The following is a 14645-nucleotide window of genomic DNA, read 5'->3' as shown; positions in this document are numbered from 1 at the left end:
TGACGCGTCCGGTGGATCATTTTGCTTTGAGGACGATGGCGGCGGCGTCCTCGGCGGACTGGCGTGCGAGTTGCGGTAGGACGCTGGTGTAGATGTCGGAGGCGATCGCCAGTGACGACAGCCGCAGTGTCTCCTGGACGACCTTCATGTCGTATCCGGCGGCCAGCAGGAACGTGGCGGCGCCGTGCCGCAGGTCGTGCAGCCGGATCGGTGGCAGTCCGGCTTCCATGGACAGTTGCAGGAACTGCTCGGTCACCTGGTTGGGCTCCACCGGTTCACCGGCCGGGGTGGTGAAGACGAACCCGGTCTCGGTCCAGGTGTCGGAGGCGAGGCGTTCGGTGTTCTGTCGTGCTTTGTGGGCGCGTAGTTCCTTGATGGTGGTGGAGTCAAGGTCGATGCTGGCTTCTCCGGCGTCGGTCTTGGGTTTGCCGTGGAAGGTTTCGCGGCCGATCTGGGTGATCTGCCAGCGGATCGTTGCGGTCCCGCCGGTCAGGTCCACGTCGGCCCAGCGCAGCCCGCACGCCTCGCCGCGTCGCAGGCCGCGGAAGGCGATCAGGTGGTACAGGGCGTACAGCCGGTGTTGCCTGGCCCGGTCGAGGAATCGTTTGGTCAGGGCCGGGGTCCACACCATGACCTTGGAGGGCCGTGGGGCACCGGCGTAGGCGTCGAGCCGGTTGATGTGCTCTCCGATCCGCTTGTGGGGTTCGAGGCGGGCCTGGCGGGTGCGGCGGGCGTTCATCTGCTGGATGTGGGCGGCGAAGTCGCGTTCCCACTGGGTGATGCGTTCGTCGGTCCACACCAGCGCCTTGGGCGCCTTCCCGGACGCGAGTTCGATCAGGGAGGCGACGTTGACCTCGATGATCCGTTCCTTGATCGCCTTGTTCAGCGCCGCGCGCAGGGTGGCGCGGATCCGCTGCTTGGTGGCCGGGCTGACGACCCGGCGGCCCTTGACCTTGGCGCACAGTCTCAGGTCGCCGGTCTGTCGGGCGCGGACGACCTGCGCGTTGTGTTCGTCGATGGCGTCGAAGACGCGGTCGACGTCCTGGACGCGGAGCCGGTCGAGCGGGATGTGGCCGAGGTGGGGTTTGAAGTACAGGCGGATGTGCTGGGCGTAGCTGCGGCGGGTCCCTTCGCGCAGGTTGCGGCGTCCGGCCAGCCAGGTGTCCAGGTACTCCCCGACTGTGATCGAGTGGGAAAGGTCGTGGCCGGTGCGGACTTTGCGCCGCACCGTCTCCGGCTCGGGGAGCGCCTTGGTCGCCCGGACGGTCGTGGTGATCAGGTCGGCGATCTGCACCCGCGCGGTCTCGTCGTCACCGGCGATGGTCAGTAGTTCCTTGGCCTTGGTCAGCTCGGCCTCGGCGGTGTCCTGGGTGCAGAACCCGCTGCGTCGAAGCGGGCGGCGGCGGGCTCCCGCGGCTGTGGGCGGAAGTTCGAGCTGGTAGTTCCAGGTGCCGTGGCCGCTGTTCCACCGGCCGTTGGCGCGGCGCAGCCTGGGGCAGCGTTTCCCGAGTCTCTTGCCGTCTTCGTCGCGGCATCCGCAGGTCTTGAAGGTGCTTCCTTGGGCGGCCATTCAGTTGGTCTCCTTGTGTTCGGGCAGCCCGCCCATCTGGTCTGGAACCGTGGAAGCCAGGCCAAGGACGGTCAGCAGTTCGGCGGTGGGCACCCGGTAGTTGCGGCCGACCCGCAGCACCCGGCACGGGAACTGTCCAGTGCGGGCGAGTTGGTAGGCCTTGGTGCGCCCGACACCGAACACGCGTCCTGCGGTGACCAGATCGATGGTGGCGGGCAGCGAACGGATTTCCGCCGCAGTCAGCCCGGCCTTCACCGCGCACTCCCCGGCGAAACGCACGAGAGAATGGCGCGAGCCAATTGGCATGGGCTTTCTCCAGCGGGTCAGGACCGTCCCGGCGCCCGGACGTCCCCGCCGTTCCATGCCGATCAGCGCGGTCGTCGGTTCCGGGACCGCAGACATCCACGCTCGTCTCGTGCGCGCTGGTCAAGGCTCGCCCTGCCGCGCGTGGACCGCGGCGGAAGTGTGACGGGCGGGCCGATGTGCTGGTGACTGTTCACACTGGTCAGGTGCCAGGCTCCGCTGCAGCAGTAGGCGCGCAGCCGGATACCGGGTACGGCGATGCGAGCAGCGCAGCGTGCGGTGCGGCGGATTTGGAAACGGGCGCGTCCGCACCGTCCATACAAGCCGAGCTGGAGGATGGCCAGTACCTCCAGCACCCGGTCGCGTCCTGCGCGCTTGCCGTGTCGGTTCGCGGTCATCGGCTCGCCTCCGCCGGGTCGGTGGCGGGTTTGAGGAGCAGGAGGTCTTCGTGGGCGGTGGCGCAGGCGGGGATGCCACGCTCGCGGGCCCGGCGGGTTTCCCGCATCGGGAAGAAGGACGCCCGATTGACCAGGCCACCGTCACGCAGCCCCGCGAGCAGTGCGGCGCACCGCCCGACGAGGGTGAGACCGTTGTTGTTCGTGGTATCGATGACCTGACCGGGCAGGTCGATCAGCGCCCCTTACACGCGAATGGGGCGGACGGTCACCGCGATCACGCCCCCTGGCCGGAGCAGGGCGGCGCTGCCGGTCAGGATCTGACCGAAGCCGTCCAGCAGGCCCGGGAGCGGCTGGTGGGCGAGGTTGCCACGGTCGATGGAGTAACGGTTGTGGTGTTTGATGATCTTGCCGCCGCCGTTGTCGCGGCCGGTGCGGATGTGCCCGTGGGTGCGGGAGCCGTAGGGCGGTGAGGTGAGCACCAGCGCGGCTTGGCCGTGCAGGGCGCGGTAGATGGTGGCGATGTTGCGGGCGTCGCCGCACGCCACCTGCGCCCGGCCGGTCGCACCGTGGGCGTAGGAGTGCCGCAGGTTGCCCAGGGTGAGGTGGACGAAGTCGGGTTCGTACTCCACCCCAGCGGCGTCGCGGCCGCGGTGGATGGCTTCGACCAGGGTGGTGCCGATTCCGCACGTCGGGTCGACGACCAGATCGCCGGGGCGAGTGAAGGTGTCGATGACGGTGGCGGCGATGGCGGGCAGCATCTTGCCGGGGTGGCACATCGACTCAGGCGTGTAACGTCCCTGGCGCTGGAGCCGGGACGGCCGTTGCCCGGTGGGCAGCACCGACGCCAGCACCGAGGAGCGCATCGGTGTGGTGGGGGCGTTCTGGTTCATCAGGCGTCCCCGTCCTGCCGGTCCCGGCGCTCTGGTTGCGGTTTGGTGAACAGGCATACATCGGCGTGGACGCTGACGGGCGGCGGCAGCGCGCGGGAGCGGGTGTCGCGGAGTTCTGCCAGGTCGGCAGGTCCGGCCTGGATGACAAGGGCGTCGCCGTCGATGGGGACGCGCAGCGCGATGACGTGCTGGACGTACCGGAACCCCAGCCCCTGGGCCTGGGCCTGGCGGATGATGCGCGGGGCGGGGTCGACGAGGCGTCCGGCCTGATGCCGGGCGGTGGTGATGATCGCCAGGACACCACCGGGGCGCAGCACCTTCCACGCCGCGGCCAGGAACAACGCGAGTTGTTCGGCACCCAGCATCCACAGGTCGGCCCGGCACGCGCGGCAGGCCGGACAGCCGCGCTCCCGACCCGCCGGGCTCATACGACGGCGGCGCGGCAACCACCAGTGCGCCCGGCAGAGCTGCTTGGACGCACCGACGGCCTGGTCAGGGTCGTGCCCGCGTGCGGGTGCGCCGTGGCGGCTTGTGGTGGTGGGCGGTGCCGGGTCGGTGGTGTCCGAGCGCAGCCAGACGGTCAGCGGCACCATCCGGCGCCGGGCAGCACCGGCGGTGTTGGGACTGGTGGGTGAGTGGTCAGGGTTGGACGGTGTGTGGTTCATCTGCTGGGTGACCCGAGACGGCCACCCGATCCCCATGCACGCGCGGGGATGGTTCTGCTGGGCGATGTGGGCCGACCGGTATCCGGCGGTCGGCCCCGCACGCGCTTACGGTTCCGGCGCAGGACGGCGGGCTGGTGTCGTTCCGCATAGTTCGCCCTTGGCGTGTCTCTCATTAGGGTTGCCCAAAAATGCAAATTGTGCAGCGCGCTCGCGGATGTTCCGTTGCGGAGGTGATCATCTTCCCGTTTCGTGTCCGTTAGTGCAACATCGAGTTGGCCGTCAAGCCAACCAAATCAACTGTTTGATTCAGGGGTGGGGCGTCTCGGTCGATGGTAGGAATGGGTATCAAAATTGATCATTCAGGCCACCAGGTGTGACATGTTTGCTGGACGGTGATCGCGATGAAGATGCGCCATACGGTTCTCGCGTTGACGGGTGCGGCGGTGACCGCACTGACCGGATTGTTCGCGGTGCTGCAGTGGGACGACGCCGCCCAGGTCGCCCCCATGGTGTCCGCCGTCGTCGCGGTCGGCTCCCTGGGGGTGACAATTTGGGCAGCGCTTCCAGGATCCCGGGTGCGGTCCCGGTCCGACGAGCCGATCCGGGTGGCCCGGACTGGGTCGGCGCGCGTCGGTACGGGTGGGACCGCCAACACCGGCGTGATGGGCTCCGCAGCAGCGGTCCGCAGGGCCGAAGTGGAGGACACCGGCGAAGCCGAAGCTGGGGACGATGGTGATGCCAACACCGGAGTCAAGGAAGGCTGACCGTAGCTGCCGGAGGGATGACCGCAGGGCAGGTCGCACCATGAACACCAGTGACACCGGAGACGCTTCGGCCTCCGGCGACGGCGGCATCGCAAGCAGCGGGTGGCTGTCCATCAAGAACAGGAACATCACCTTCCTCAACGTGACGATCGGCCGCGGACCCGGCCGACGTCGGCGTCGCCGGGGCCGCCTTACCGCCAGGGAACTCGACGAGATCGCGGACGAACTGTCCGGTGCGGTCAAGGAGCAACTCAGGGACGAGCAGCAAAAGCGGATCAAGCCGCTGCCGCTGCGGCTCTCCAGGACCCGTCGCAGAAATGTGGAGAATTCCGTCCCCGGGGTCATTCCTGAGGAGGACCACGAGCGTTGGAACTCGGAGTTCGTCTCCGACGATCTGGCCCCCCTGATCGATGCGTTCGAGCGCCTGCCGCACCAGCGGCTGGCCATCCTCGGGGAGGGCGGTGCGGGCAAGACGGAGCTCGCCAGGAATCTCGCGATCGCGTTACTGGAACGGCGCGAATGGCTGGCGAAACGGCCGGAGGGGGAGCGAGACGAGGCTAAACGCCTGCCCGTGGCGATCCTGCTGTCGCTTGGTGACGGGGAGCTGCGTGAGGAGCGGCTGGACGACTGGATGGCCGGCCAGCTGGTCGACAAGTACGGGCTCTACGTGGGGGACCACGCCCTCGCCCGGGACTTGGTGCGCACCGGGAGGGTGCTGCCCGTCCTCGACGGCTTGGAGAGCTGGGGCGGGTCCACCGCCAGAACGGTGTCGCAACTCAACGAGGCCGACCGCCCGGTGATCGTCACCTGCCGGGCGCGGGAGTATGAGGAGGCGCTCACTCGGACGGAAGGGAAGGGCGGACGCTACCACCCGGTGCTGCTCGGCGCTCCCGTCCTGGAGGTCCTCCCCGTCGGCTCCGACGAGATCGAGCGCCACCTACGCGACATGACGCCGCCGCGCTGGGCGGACAAGTGGGATCGCGTGTTCGCGCATATGAGGGAGCACCCCGAGGGTCCCCTGGCCGAGGCGCTGTCGACACCGCTCATGGTCTGGCTGGCGGCCAGCATCTACGCCGACCGCGCCCACGACCCCGACGAGTTGATCGGCCTCGGCGACCGCGCGGCCGTCGAGGAGCGCCTGCTGGACCAGCTCATCCCCGCCGCGTTCGACGAGGACGCCGACCGAGCGCGACGCTATCTGGGCTTTCTCGCCTTCGCCATGCGGCACCTGGCGACCACCAAGATCGCTTGGTGGCAGCTGACCAGGATCACCCCGCTGCCCGTGACAGGAGGCGCGTTCGCCACCGTCGGCGGACTGCTGACCGGCCTGGGGGTCATGGCCGGCGTCGGGCTGGGCCGCGCCATCGAGGTCGGTCTCGAACTCGGACCGGCAGCCGGGATCGACGCGGGACTGTGGGCCGCCCAGGACTTCGGTGGCGTCGCGCTGGGGCTCGGGCTCGTCGCCGCCGCCGCGATCGGCGCCGCTGCCTGGCAGGCCGCTAAGAACCCACCCGAACCGGTGGTGATGGCGTGGCGCCGCAAGCGCAAGTCGGGCCCCCTGCTACATAGGCTTACGGGCGGACTGCGGGTGGGGATCATCGGCGCGTCAGCATTCGCTCTCGCGGTCATGGCCCTCTTCGGGTTCTCCGCGGCCTGGCCAGTCGCGCTGGTAGGCCTCGTTGTCGCCCCGTTCGCGAGCGGGATCGGTGTGATCCCGGGGCTGCATACCCAGACCGACACCACCAGGGCCGTGCTGCCGTCCGGCGTTCTGGTGCAGGACCGCCGCGCGGTGCTGGTGAACATGCTCGTCAGCGGCCTGCTGGCGGGGCTCCCCGCCGCGCTGGCCGTTGAGCTCCTCGTCCGTCCGTCCGATCTGCCCCCGCCCTTCGCCGCGGCCTTCACGATCGGCATCGCCATCGCCGTCTACCGGACGACGCAGGCGGCGTGGGCGCACTTCCTGGTCACCCGGACTTGGCTCGCATGCTTCCGCCGGCTGCCCCTGCATCTGATGAAGTTCCTGGACGGCGCCTTCCGCGACGACAACGGCAGGCCGGTGCTACGGCGTGTCGGGGGCGTGTACCAGTTCCGGCACGAGCGCCATGAATCCCGGCTCGCGGCTGGCATGGAACCGTCCGGACGGGCCGCGACCCTACGCCGAACAGGTCGGACGAGAACGGCGAGCGTGCTGCTCAGCATGACCGTCGCGGTGATCGCTACGACAGGCGCGGTGGCCGGGCTGCTGCACGGCGCCCGCGGCGCCAGGTGCGACGAGCGCCGCCCGGTTGCGTCACCACTCGTCCAGAACCGCAGCGGGTGCGTGCTGCGCCCGTCGACCAGTGTCTTCAAGAACCATCTCGACAAGATCGATCTGGACACGGGCGAGCCGGGTCACGGTGGGACCGGGGTCCTCATCGGCTACCGCCGCAAAGGCGGCCCGGCCGATATCATCCTGAAGTTCCAGGACATCAGCAGCGCCTCAGGAGCGCCGGACTTCGTCAAGGTCGCTCGTGACCAGCCGGCCGGGGCCGCGGAATGCCGTGTCCATCTGCGGAACAGAGCCGCTCGCGTGAGCCGGTTCAAGCATGCCGACTTGGGCCAAGGCGACAGGCTTTGTGTGAAGACTGACCAGGGCCGGGTCGCCCTTGTGTACGTCCAGGAAATGATGGCGGCGCCGAACCCGCGGCTGGTGATCGCTTTCCAAGTGTGGGACGGATGATGGGAACGTCTGGCCCCTCCCAGGCCCGCTGGTGGACGCTTGCGGTGTTCTGCTGGCTGGCGATGATCACGACGCTGGACGCGACCCTGGTCAACGTCGCCCTTCCCGTAATCGGGAGCATGCCGGGGGCCGACACCGCCGCGCTGTCCTGGGTCGTGAACGCCTACACACTGGCGCTGGCGGGGCTGCTCGCCCTTGGCGGTGCGACCGCCGACCGCATCGGCCGCAAGACCTCCCTGTATATCGGCCTGGCGCTCCTCATCGCCGGATCGGCCTGTGCTGCGCTGGCCGGCTCCGTACTCACACTGATCGTCGGGCGCTGGGTCATGGGTGCCGGTGCGGCATTCGTGATCCCCACCGGCCTATCGACCATCAGCGCGGTCTTTGATGTCTCGAGCAGAGCGCTCGCCTCTGGAGTACTGGGAGCGGCCGGCCTCCTCGGAGCACCGCTCGGCCCGCTGCTCGGGGGTGTACTGCTGGACCTGTTCTCCTGGCCGAGCGTGTTCCTCCTCAACGTCGCCCTCCTCATCCCGCCCACGCTGCTGGCCTGGAAACTCGTTCCGGAGACGCGGGCACGGGAGGAGGACACGCGCCCGTTCGACTGGCGCGGCGCCACACTGGCGACCGTCGGGACGAGCGCGCTGGTGTGGGCGATCGTGGGCCTACCCGGGAACGACTGGCTGTCTCTGCGGGTCCTGGGACTCGCGGCTACAGGCACAACGATCCTTGTGGCCTTCGTCGCCTGGCAGCGGCGCGCCCGCGAGCCGATGCTCGACTTGCAAGGTCTGAACCGGGTCCTGGCTGCCGGTGTCACCGTGCTGTTCTGGTGCTACTTCGCGCTACTGGGAAGCCTCTTCGTGCTGACGCAGTACCTGCAACTCGTCCTCGATTACCGGCCTCTCGAGGCGGGGGTGGGGGTCCTGCCAGTCGTGGCCACGACGGTCGTCGCGTTCCTGGCCGCCGGCAAGCTGGCCGACCACTGGGGCCTGCGGGCAGTGGTGGTGTCAGGTCTGGTGCTCGTCGCAGCAGGCCTGGTGGTGATGTCGGCGGCGACACCGGACTCTGGTTTCGGCATCGTACTGGCGGCATTGCTGCTGGTGGGGCTTGGTATGGGCACGATCCTGCCGCTTGTACCGGTGGCAATGATCAACACGCAGCCGCAGGAAAAGGCCGGGGCCGTGTCCGCCATCGCGGACACCGGCCGCTATCTCGGAGGCGCGTTCGGGACAGCGGTCCTCGGTAGCATGACCGCCTTGCATTTTCGGGCGGACATGACGGGTGCGACGAGCGGTCCGGCAGCGAACGACCTGACCGCCGCAATCAGGGCCTCCGCCGAGACGGGTGGCGACTCCGGCCATGCCCTGCAGGAAACCGCGTCCACCGCCTACACAGCCGGGATGGCGACCGCCCACCTGGTGGCGGCAGCGCTGATCGTGGTGGCGATCCTGGCCGCGCTGGTCCTGCCCGCCTCCAAGCGGACGGACCCATGAACCCCGTGCGGCTCGGCACGCTTGTCGCGCAGGCCTTCGATCTCGCGACGATACGAATGGGGCCGGTGCTGGCCTGCCTTGGAGCGCCACGGTGGTTCCCTCACCTCCACGGTGAGCATCAGTGGGCCCTTGCTGCAGGGTCAGTCGCCATTGAGGAGGAAGGCTCGCCCACTTGACCGGGGTTGGTATCTGCGCCCAGCCGTTCGATCAGCCCGTCCAGGAACTTGCGCAGCAGCTCGGTCAGAGCCTCGCGTTCCTGGGGCGACAGGTGTGAGATCAGGGAGTCCTCATGGACGAGGAGCCGTGTGACGCAGTCCTCGATCTGCCGGTTCCCCTGGTCGGTGAGCCGTACCGTGAGCGTGCGACCGCCCGTGGTTCGCTCGGCCTGAACGAGCCCGGCCGCCTCCGCCCGGACCACCCGCTGGCTGATCGCGCCCGCGGTCACCAGTGTCGCCCGCTTGAGTTCGGCGGGCGTCATCTCATATGGCGCTCCGTGGCGGCGCAGGGTCGACAGTAGGTCGAGGGTCGCCCCGTCGATGCCCAGGCGGCTCAGGGTCCGCCTTCGCTCATCACCCAGCAGCTTGGCGGCCCGCCACACCCGAGTGATCACCCCGATCGACTCCACGGGTGTTCCCGGGCGTTCCCGGCTCCAGGCCAGTGCGATTTGGTCCACGGCGTCGGGCCGCTGCCGATCCTCGGGTTTGCGATGTCCGGTCATGCCGCTTACGCTAGCGCATGTTTAGACCTAAACAAGGGAGTTGTCCATGCGTACCGCAGTGGTCACCGGAGGCGGCACCGGCATCGGCAAGGCGATCGCGCAGACGCTCGCCGCCCACGGAATGCAGGTCATCGTCACCGGCCGCCGCAAGGACGTCCTGGATTCGGCCGCCGCCGACCTAGGACCGCACGGCCGAGCCGTGGCATTCGACGCCACCGATCCAGACGCCGTCCACAACGCCCTGCCCGCCCTGCCCCGACGAGTGGACGTCCTGGTCAACAACGCCGGCGGCAACACCGACCTCTCCCGTCCCGCCCCCGGCGATCTGACGGAGGTACGCGCGGCCTGGCTGGCCAACCTGGACAGCAACCTGCTCAGCGCCGTCCTCCTCACCACCGCGCTGGCGCCGCGGCTGACCGACGGCGGACGGGTCATCACGCTCGGCTCGATCGCCGCCGCCCACGGCGCAGGCGGGTACGGCGCCGCCAAGGCGGCTGTACAGGCATGGAACGCCGAAATCGCCTTCGAACTCGGCCCGCGCGGCATCACCGCCAACGTGGTCTCGCCCGGCCTGACCGAGGAGACCGAGTTCTTCGGCGACGGCCTGCCCACCGACCGCCGCGCAGAGCTCATCGCCCAGACCGCGACCGGCCGCGCCGGCGAACCCCGGGACGTGGCCGAGACGGTCGCCTTCCTCGCCTCCCCGGGAGCAGGACACGTCACCGGCCAGGTCGTCCACGTCAACGGTGGCGCCTACCTCGGCCGATGAACAGCGAAAACCCGCGCAGAAGACGTGGCGACAGTCCCTGAAATTCCGGACAGCCGCGCGCTACCGCCGTCGTTGGAGATGCCCTTTTAGTCAGTGGAGCGAGTGGAAACCCGGTGCGATGATGGGCCGGTGGATTTCGAGCGAGACTATCGATGGGCGAAGACCGGCTGAGCCATAAGCCAGTAGTCACTGGTCGTCGAGCAGAACCAACCGTTGCGGGTGGCTAAGCGCAACCGGCGCGACATAGAACAGCAGGCCAGTTAGTGAGTTGCCTCATACCGCTCCACAACGCCGCCTGGAATGCGCCCACGGTCGTTGACCTTTCGATGAACACGCTGACTGGACGCACAATGACCACGACCTCGCCCGGCGGCCGGATGCTGCAGACACCTCGATCCAACTCTCGGCGCGGCACTTGTCAACGCCCTCCCGCTTCGCCGACCTCGTCGACTTACGCGCAGAACTGCTGGATCACCGCTCAGCGGTGTCGCCGCAGTTGCTGGACGACCGGGACCACGGCCAGGCAGAGCAGCGCCGCGCCTCCGAATGCCGCGCCGGCTGAGAGGACGGCATCGGTGGCCCGACTGCCGTCGAGTGCCTTGAGGAAACCGACGCACGCCGCGATGAGAGTGGAGAACAGCACCATGACGAGCAGCCATGGGATCCAGGCGCTGTTCGGAGGCTCCGGCCTCGACGGGAGCGGAGTCGTCGATGCGGACGGTTGGTATGGGGTGTTCACAGCGACGCTTCCTTCTCAGGTCGGTGGTGGGCCCAAGTTGCAGAGTCATGTTCGGCGGACGCGCCCAGCAGCGCGCCGGCCAAGGCGGCGCGGGTGTGCCGCAAAGAGGCGGCTACGGTTCTGTGCGCGCAGTCCAACTCGTCCAGGCCGTCCAGTGCGGCCGCGATCTCCAACTGCTCGCTCAGGTCCGGCAGAGGAACTCGCAGGGTCCCGAGGGATTCGGTCCGCAGTGAGGGGGCCGCGGTGGCCGCGGCTCGGTCACGCATCCAGGCGACGGACTCGTCCAGGCACAGGTAGTGGAACAAGTACTCTGGCAGCACTCGGTCCTCGTGCTCCGGGAGCACGCGGAGCCGGATGATATTTGGGCTCATCAGCCAACCGGCCTGATGCCCCCGCGCGCGAGCCGGCGGAATGATCGCGCCGGAGCGGACGCACACGATGTCCTTCGCCCGCAGTTCGAAACCCGTCAGTCGGCGAGCCGTTTCCTGTGAGACGCGCTCATCTTTCTCGTCGCTGATGCGCCGGTCCCTCAGATGCCGTGGGAAGACGACCGGGACCGGCCCGCCCTCATTGCGCTGAGCCTTGCCCAACGTGGAATAGGAGGGGCCTGCCTGGATGTCGCACAGTGATTTGAGGGTGCCCATAACGGTTGGTCGACTTCTTCGGGGCGGCGGTTGACGATCCCCGACGAACGACAGCCGGGCAACGGCGTGCTGGACGTCATGGAGGTGCCACTCGGCTTTGTCTTGCTGTTTCCAGGCAGACTTGAGGCCGTGCTCGGAGTTCTCGTCTTCGCCCCTGCGGCGCTCGACATGGTCAAGAGGGTTGAGGGAGTAGTCGCTTCGCCTCAGCGCTTCCCGGGAGACCAGAGCGCTGGGCACCCGCTGGTCCGCCGTCGACGCTTCGAGGTCGGCTGCGGCCTGCTCCGGTTTCCTGTGGGTGCGGTAGGCGTCGAGGAGCATCTCCGCGTCCAGGGCGTCCAGGGTTCGGCGCGAGCCGTTCTGCGCTCCCATCTGGCGTGCGTCGAGGAACAGCGTGCTGTCGCACGGCGAGCCGGGATGACGGAGCAGCCACACAGAAACCGGTACTGCGGTTCCGGTGAACAACCGAGCCGGGAGGGCGATGACACAATCGACGACTCCGGACTCCACCAGCTTCCCGCGGATGGCGCGCTCTGACTTGTGGCCTGAATTCCCCGCCTTGTTGGGCATGATGATTCCGGCCCGGCCTCTTCTGCTCAGCTTGGACAGGCAATGCTGCACCCAGGCGAAGTTGTCGTTGTCGAGGGGCGGAGCCCCGTACGCCCAGTGGCCATCGCGGCGTTCCCCGCGCCCGGGGTCGCTCATGTTGAACGGCGGGTTGGTGAGCACGATGTCGAACGGCTCATGGGGGAAGCGCGCCGTGTCGGCGTTCCACGGGGCTGCGCGTTTGAGGTCAATGGCCGGCGCGGCGCCGTGGAGGAGGAGGTTCATGGTCGCGAGCCGCCAGGTGTCGGCGCGCCGGGTCTCACCGTAAGTCCGCACGGTCTTCGCGCGTGGCAGGCCGTCTTCGCCGAAAGCGCAGGCGGCGACCGCCTCGATGAGGAATCCGCCGTCGCGGGCGTACGGGTCGTAGATGGATTCCGGTAGCCCGGGGCCGAACTCCGAGCAGGCCAGCCGTGTCATCACTCGAACGACCGCGCGGGGAGTAAAGAACTCGCCGCTGCCCAGTGCGGCTCGTTGCTCGTACTCATCGAGGATCAGTCCGAACACGTCCTCGTCGAGGCGACTCATCGCATCCACGACCTTGCGTAGATCGCGAGCGGTCCTGGGTTCGAGGTGCCCCAGCGCTTCCTGCATGCTCGAATGGACGCCGAGGCCACGCATGTCCTCGTCGGCTTCGCGACCGATGTCCCGCAGCAGTTGGGCGGCCTCGTCGAGGGTGGTGACAGCGCGCGCCCTGGCGGCCAACCTCTCGAACCGATCGGCGGCGGCACCGCGGAGGTAGTGGAGACATAGCAGCAGGCTCAGGTAATCGAGCACGCTGGCTGCTCCCCGAACGCGGTCCACGGCCGCGTCCAGCAACCCGGTCACGATCCGGCGGTTCTCGGGGCGAGGTTCGTCGACCGCGCCGAACGGAAGGCGGTATGGCGACCGGGCCCCGGACCGGCGTTCCGTCTCTGGGGCTGAGAGCCTCCCGGTTTCTTCTCTACGCCTTGCCCGATCGCCGTAAGTGGTCCCGACGGGTTCGCCGACCGCGAGCCGTTCGGGCGGCACGGGCCGTTGATCCAACCAGCTCATGACCTCCGACCAGAGGAAGTAGTCCTGGCCGTTCGAGCGCCGGGGAGAGGGGAAACCGGCATCCCGCTTCTCCCAGGACGTTATGGTCGGTCGGCTGACGCCGACCAGCGCGGCGATCTCCGTGCGGCCGAGTAGCGGATCCTCACTCGTCGGCGGATACGACATGAGCGATGGCCCCCCTTGCGCCGTGAGGCAATGGTCACTATGGACAGTGAGCCTAGGAGCGCGGGGTTCCTCGAACAACTGCGCACTCGCAGTGCGCAGGTGGTCGAGTGTCGGACGTGTCGTGACGCTGTCGCGGCCTTGCAGCGCTGGTCAGTAGCTTGACAGGGACAGGCTGTCCACGGCCCCTTAGCTTGAAGAGGGTTGTCTTCCGGCCCTCGTTCGGCCGCGGCACGTTCGGCACGGCCGACCACCTGGCCGCGTTCGCCGACCTGGCCCCGGTGCCGCGCGATTCCGGCCGCATCAGCGGCAACACGCGCCGATCGCATCGCTTTCACCGCAGGGACCAACTCCCATGCCGTCGGCCAGCGGCCGGTCTCGGGCAGCGGCCGCCCCACGCCTTCCCTCTCTGCGGATCCACGCAGCCGCACTGCCGGTAGATCCCACCGACACTCTTGGTAATCGCCATGCACGACTCGTACACCAGCCCGAACCGCAGAGTTGCGAGCTTCCTGCTGTACGCCCAAATCAGAACGGTCCTCCCAGGAGCAACACCGCGATGCTCCCCTCCCCGCCTTGGCCGCGCTGGATTCAAGCCGCTTCACCCAACCCGGTGCAGCTCAGTGCATGCGGATCTGCATGACGGCGATGGTGTGCAGCACGGAGTTGAACTGGCGGTCGCCGGAACGAGACAGCCGATGGCGGGTCTGGTCGGCGCTGGCGATCTCCAGGGGTGTGCTCCTCGGCCTCCACCGGCCCGGCATCGCCGTGCGCGGCGGCGATGGTGGCCGTGGCCGCGGCGCGATCTTGTCGTTTCTTGCGGCCGCCGCCGCGTGACAGCTGCCTCACCCGCGCGGTCGCGGTGGACGAAACGTCCAGGACGGGCTCACCGCGGGCCAGCAGCCCTGAGCCAGGTGCCTGCCCAGGTCACCGGCGTTCTCAACCGCACAACGCCGCTGCGGCCACCGCCGCGCCCAACCCAGCAGCCTGCGGTAGTCGCCCAGCGCGGCAGCCTGCGGTAGTCGCCCAGCGCGGCATCAATCCGGATCGAGTCGATCGGCTGGTTGGTGGCCGCCTGGACCGCCGTCGCGGTGCGCGTGGACTTGTGCGGGTCGACACCGAGCAAGATCATCGAACGTGGCTCCTCCGGACGAGACCCACCCAACTGAACGGCATCGGTAC

General features: G+C 68.6%; 13 protein-coding genes and 1 pseudogene. 5 read left to right on the top strand and 9 right to left on the bottom strand.

Features of this window, described 5'->3' with window-relative positions; genetic code table 11:
* Positions 1 to 16: 16 nt before the first annotated feature.
* From ACH34T_RS41280 to ACH34T_RS41265, 4 genes are all read right to left on the bottom strand, one after another.
* Complete coding sequence (locus ACH34T_RS41280; RefSeq protein WP_396026465.1) at positions 17 to 1570, bottom strand: tyrosine-type recombinase/integrase; 1554 nt, start codon at positions 1568 to 1570, stop codon at positions 17 to 19.
* Positions 1571 to 1825, bottom strand: coding sequence for a DNA-binding protein (locus ACH34T_RS41275; RefSeq protein ID WP_396026464.1), 255 nt, complete (start codon positions 1823 to 1825; stop codon positions 1571 to 1573).
* A gap of 688 nt (positions 1826 to 2513) precedes the next feature.
* Positions 2514 to 3161 carry a TRM11 family SAM-dependent methyltransferase gene (locus ACH34T_RS41270; RefSeq protein WP_396026463.1) on the bottom strand — a complete coding sequence of 216 codons (648 nt, stop codon included), beginning with the start codon at positions 3159 to 3161 and terminating at the stop codon, positions 2514 to 2516.
* Entirely contained in the window at positions 3161 to 3826 is a 666-nt protein-coding gene (locus ACH34T_RS41265; protein ID WP_396026462.1) for a hypothetical protein, read from the bottom strand. The genes ACH34T_RS41270 and ACH34T_RS41265 overlap by 1 nt, the downstream gene beginning before the upstream one ends.
* Before the next feature lie 392 nt (positions 3827 to 4218).
* Here ACH34T_RS41265 and ACH34T_RS41260 point away from each other — a divergent pair, with 392 nt between their 5' ends.
* The 3 genes from ACH34T_RS41260 (at position 4219) to ACH34T_RS41250 (ending at position 8796) form a co-directional block, all read left to right on the top strand.
* Complete coding sequence (locus tag ACH34T_RS41260) at positions 4219 to 4590, top strand: hypothetical protein (protein ID WP_396026461.1); 372 nt, start codon at positions 4219 to 4221, stop codon at positions 4588 to 4590.
* A gap of 40 nt (positions 4591 to 4630) precedes the next feature.
* On the top strand, positions 4631 to 7306 hold the full coding sequence (locus ACH34T_RS41255) for a hypothetical protein (RefSeq protein ID WP_396026460.1): 2676 nt from the start codon (positions 4631 to 4633) through the stop codon (positions 7304 to 7306).
* A gap of 62 nt (positions 7307 to 7368) precedes the next feature.
* On the top strand, positions 7369 to 8796 hold the full coding sequence (locus tag ACH34T_RS41250; RefSeq protein WP_396026459.1) for an MFS transporter: 1428 nt from the start codon (positions 7369 to 7371) through the stop codon (positions 8794 to 8796).
* A gap of 118 nt (positions 8797 to 8914) precedes the next feature.
* Here ACH34T_RS41250 and ACH34T_RS41245 read toward each other — a convergent pair whose 3' ends face one another.
* Positions 8915 to 9514, bottom strand: coding sequence for a MarR family winged helix-turn-helix transcriptional regulator (locus ACH34T_RS41245; protein WP_396026458.1), 600 nt, complete (start codon positions 9512 to 9514; stop codon positions 8915 to 8917).
* Between the two features lie 46 nt (positions 9515 to 9560).
* Between ACH34T_RS41245 and ACH34T_RS41240 the strand changes: the two genes are divergently transcribed.
* Positions 9561 to 10283 (top strand): SDR family NAD(P)-dependent oxidoreductase, encoded by a 723-nt coding sequence (locus ACH34T_RS41240; RefSeq protein WP_396026457.1) that lies wholly within the window; start codon positions 9561 to 9563, stop codon positions 10281 to 10283.
* A gap of 478 nt (positions 10284 to 10761) precedes the next feature.
* Here the strand turns inward: ACH34T_RS41240 and ACH34T_RS41235 are convergent, their stop codons facing one another.
* Both ACH34T_RS41235 and ACH34T_RS41230 read right to left on the bottom strand, forming a co-directional pair.
* Positions 10762 to 10929, bottom strand: coding sequence for a hypothetical protein (locus ACH34T_RS41235; protein ID WP_396026456.1), 168 nt, complete (start codon positions 10927 to 10929; stop codon positions 10762 to 10764).
* Between the two features lie 89 nt (positions 10930 to 11018).
* A complete protein-coding gene (locus ACH34T_RS41230) occupies positions 11019 to 13466 on the bottom strand; it encodes an N-6 DNA methylase (RefSeq protein WP_396026455.1) in 2448 nt (815 codons plus the stop codon).
* 233 nt (positions 13467 to 13699) lie between these two features.
* Between ACH34T_RS41230 and ACH34T_RS41225 the strand changes: the two are divergent.
* Positions 13700 to 13807: pseudogene (locus ACH34T_RS41225) on the top strand (transposase); the annotation flags it as partial.
* 276 nt (positions 13808 to 14083) lie between these two features.
* Here ACH34T_RS41225 and ACH34T_RS41220 read toward each other — a convergent pair.
* Both ACH34T_RS41220 and ACH34T_RS41215 read right to left on the bottom strand, forming a co-directional pair.
* Positions 14084 to 14227, bottom strand: coding sequence for a transposase (locus ACH34T_RS41220; protein ID WP_396026454.1), 144 nt, complete (start codon positions 14225 to 14227; stop codon positions 14084 to 14086).
* A 122-nt stretch (positions 14228 to 14349) separates the two neighbouring features.
* The coding region (locus ACH34T_RS41215; RefSeq protein ID WP_396026453.1) for a hypothetical protein at positions 14350 to 14645 on the bottom strand (296 nt) is incomplete at its 5' end.

Source organism: Actinomadura sp. 9N215, from assembly GCF_044326345.1.
In the GTDB taxonomy this organism is placed as follows: Bacteria; Actinomycetota; Actinomycetes; order Streptosporangiales; family Streptosporangiaceae; genus Spirillospora.
This window is presented reverse-complemented; position numbering and strand designations above follow the sequence as displayed.

Coding starts and splice junctions, on each gene's coding strand:
- ACH34T_RS41250 (WP_396026459.1), top strand. CDS start 7,369: ATGATCACGACGCTGGACGCGACCCTGGTCAACGTCGCCCTTCCCGTA.
- ACH34T_RS41235 (WP_396026456.1), bottom strand. CDS start 10,929: ATGGTGCTGTTCTCCACTCTCATCGCGGCGTGCGTCGGTTTCCTCAAG.
- ACH34T_RS41220 (WP_396026454.1), bottom strand. CDS start 14,227: ATGCCGGGCCGGTGGAGGCCGAGGAGCACACCCCTGGAGATCGCCAGC.
- ACH34T_RS41230 (WP_396026455.1), bottom strand. CDS start 13,466: ATGTCGTATCCGCCGACGAGTGAGGATCCGCTACTCGGCCGCACGGAG.
- ACH34T_RS41240 (WP_396026457.1), top strand. CDS start 9,561: ATGCGTACCGCAGTGGTCACCGGAGGCGGCACCGGCATCGGCAAGGCG.
- ACH34T_RS41265 (WP_396026462.1), bottom strand. CDS start 3,826: ATGAACCACACACCGTCCAACCCTGACCACTCACCCACCAGTCCCAAC.
- ACH34T_RS41280 (WP_396026465.1), bottom strand. CDS start 1,570: ATGGCCGCCCAAGGAAGCACCTTCAAGACCTGCGGATGCCGCGACGAA.
- ACH34T_RS41245 (WP_396026458.1), bottom strand. CDS start 9,514: ATGACCGGACATCGCAAACCCGAGGATCGGCAGCGGCCCGACGCCGTG.
- ACH34T_RS41255 (WP_396026460.1), top strand. CDS start 4,631: ATGAACACCAGTGACACCGGAGACGCTTCGGCCTCCGGCGACGGCGGC.
- ACH34T_RS41270 (WP_396026463.1), bottom strand. CDS start 3,161: ATGAACCAGAACGCCCCCACCACACCGATGCGCTCCTCGGTGCTGGCG.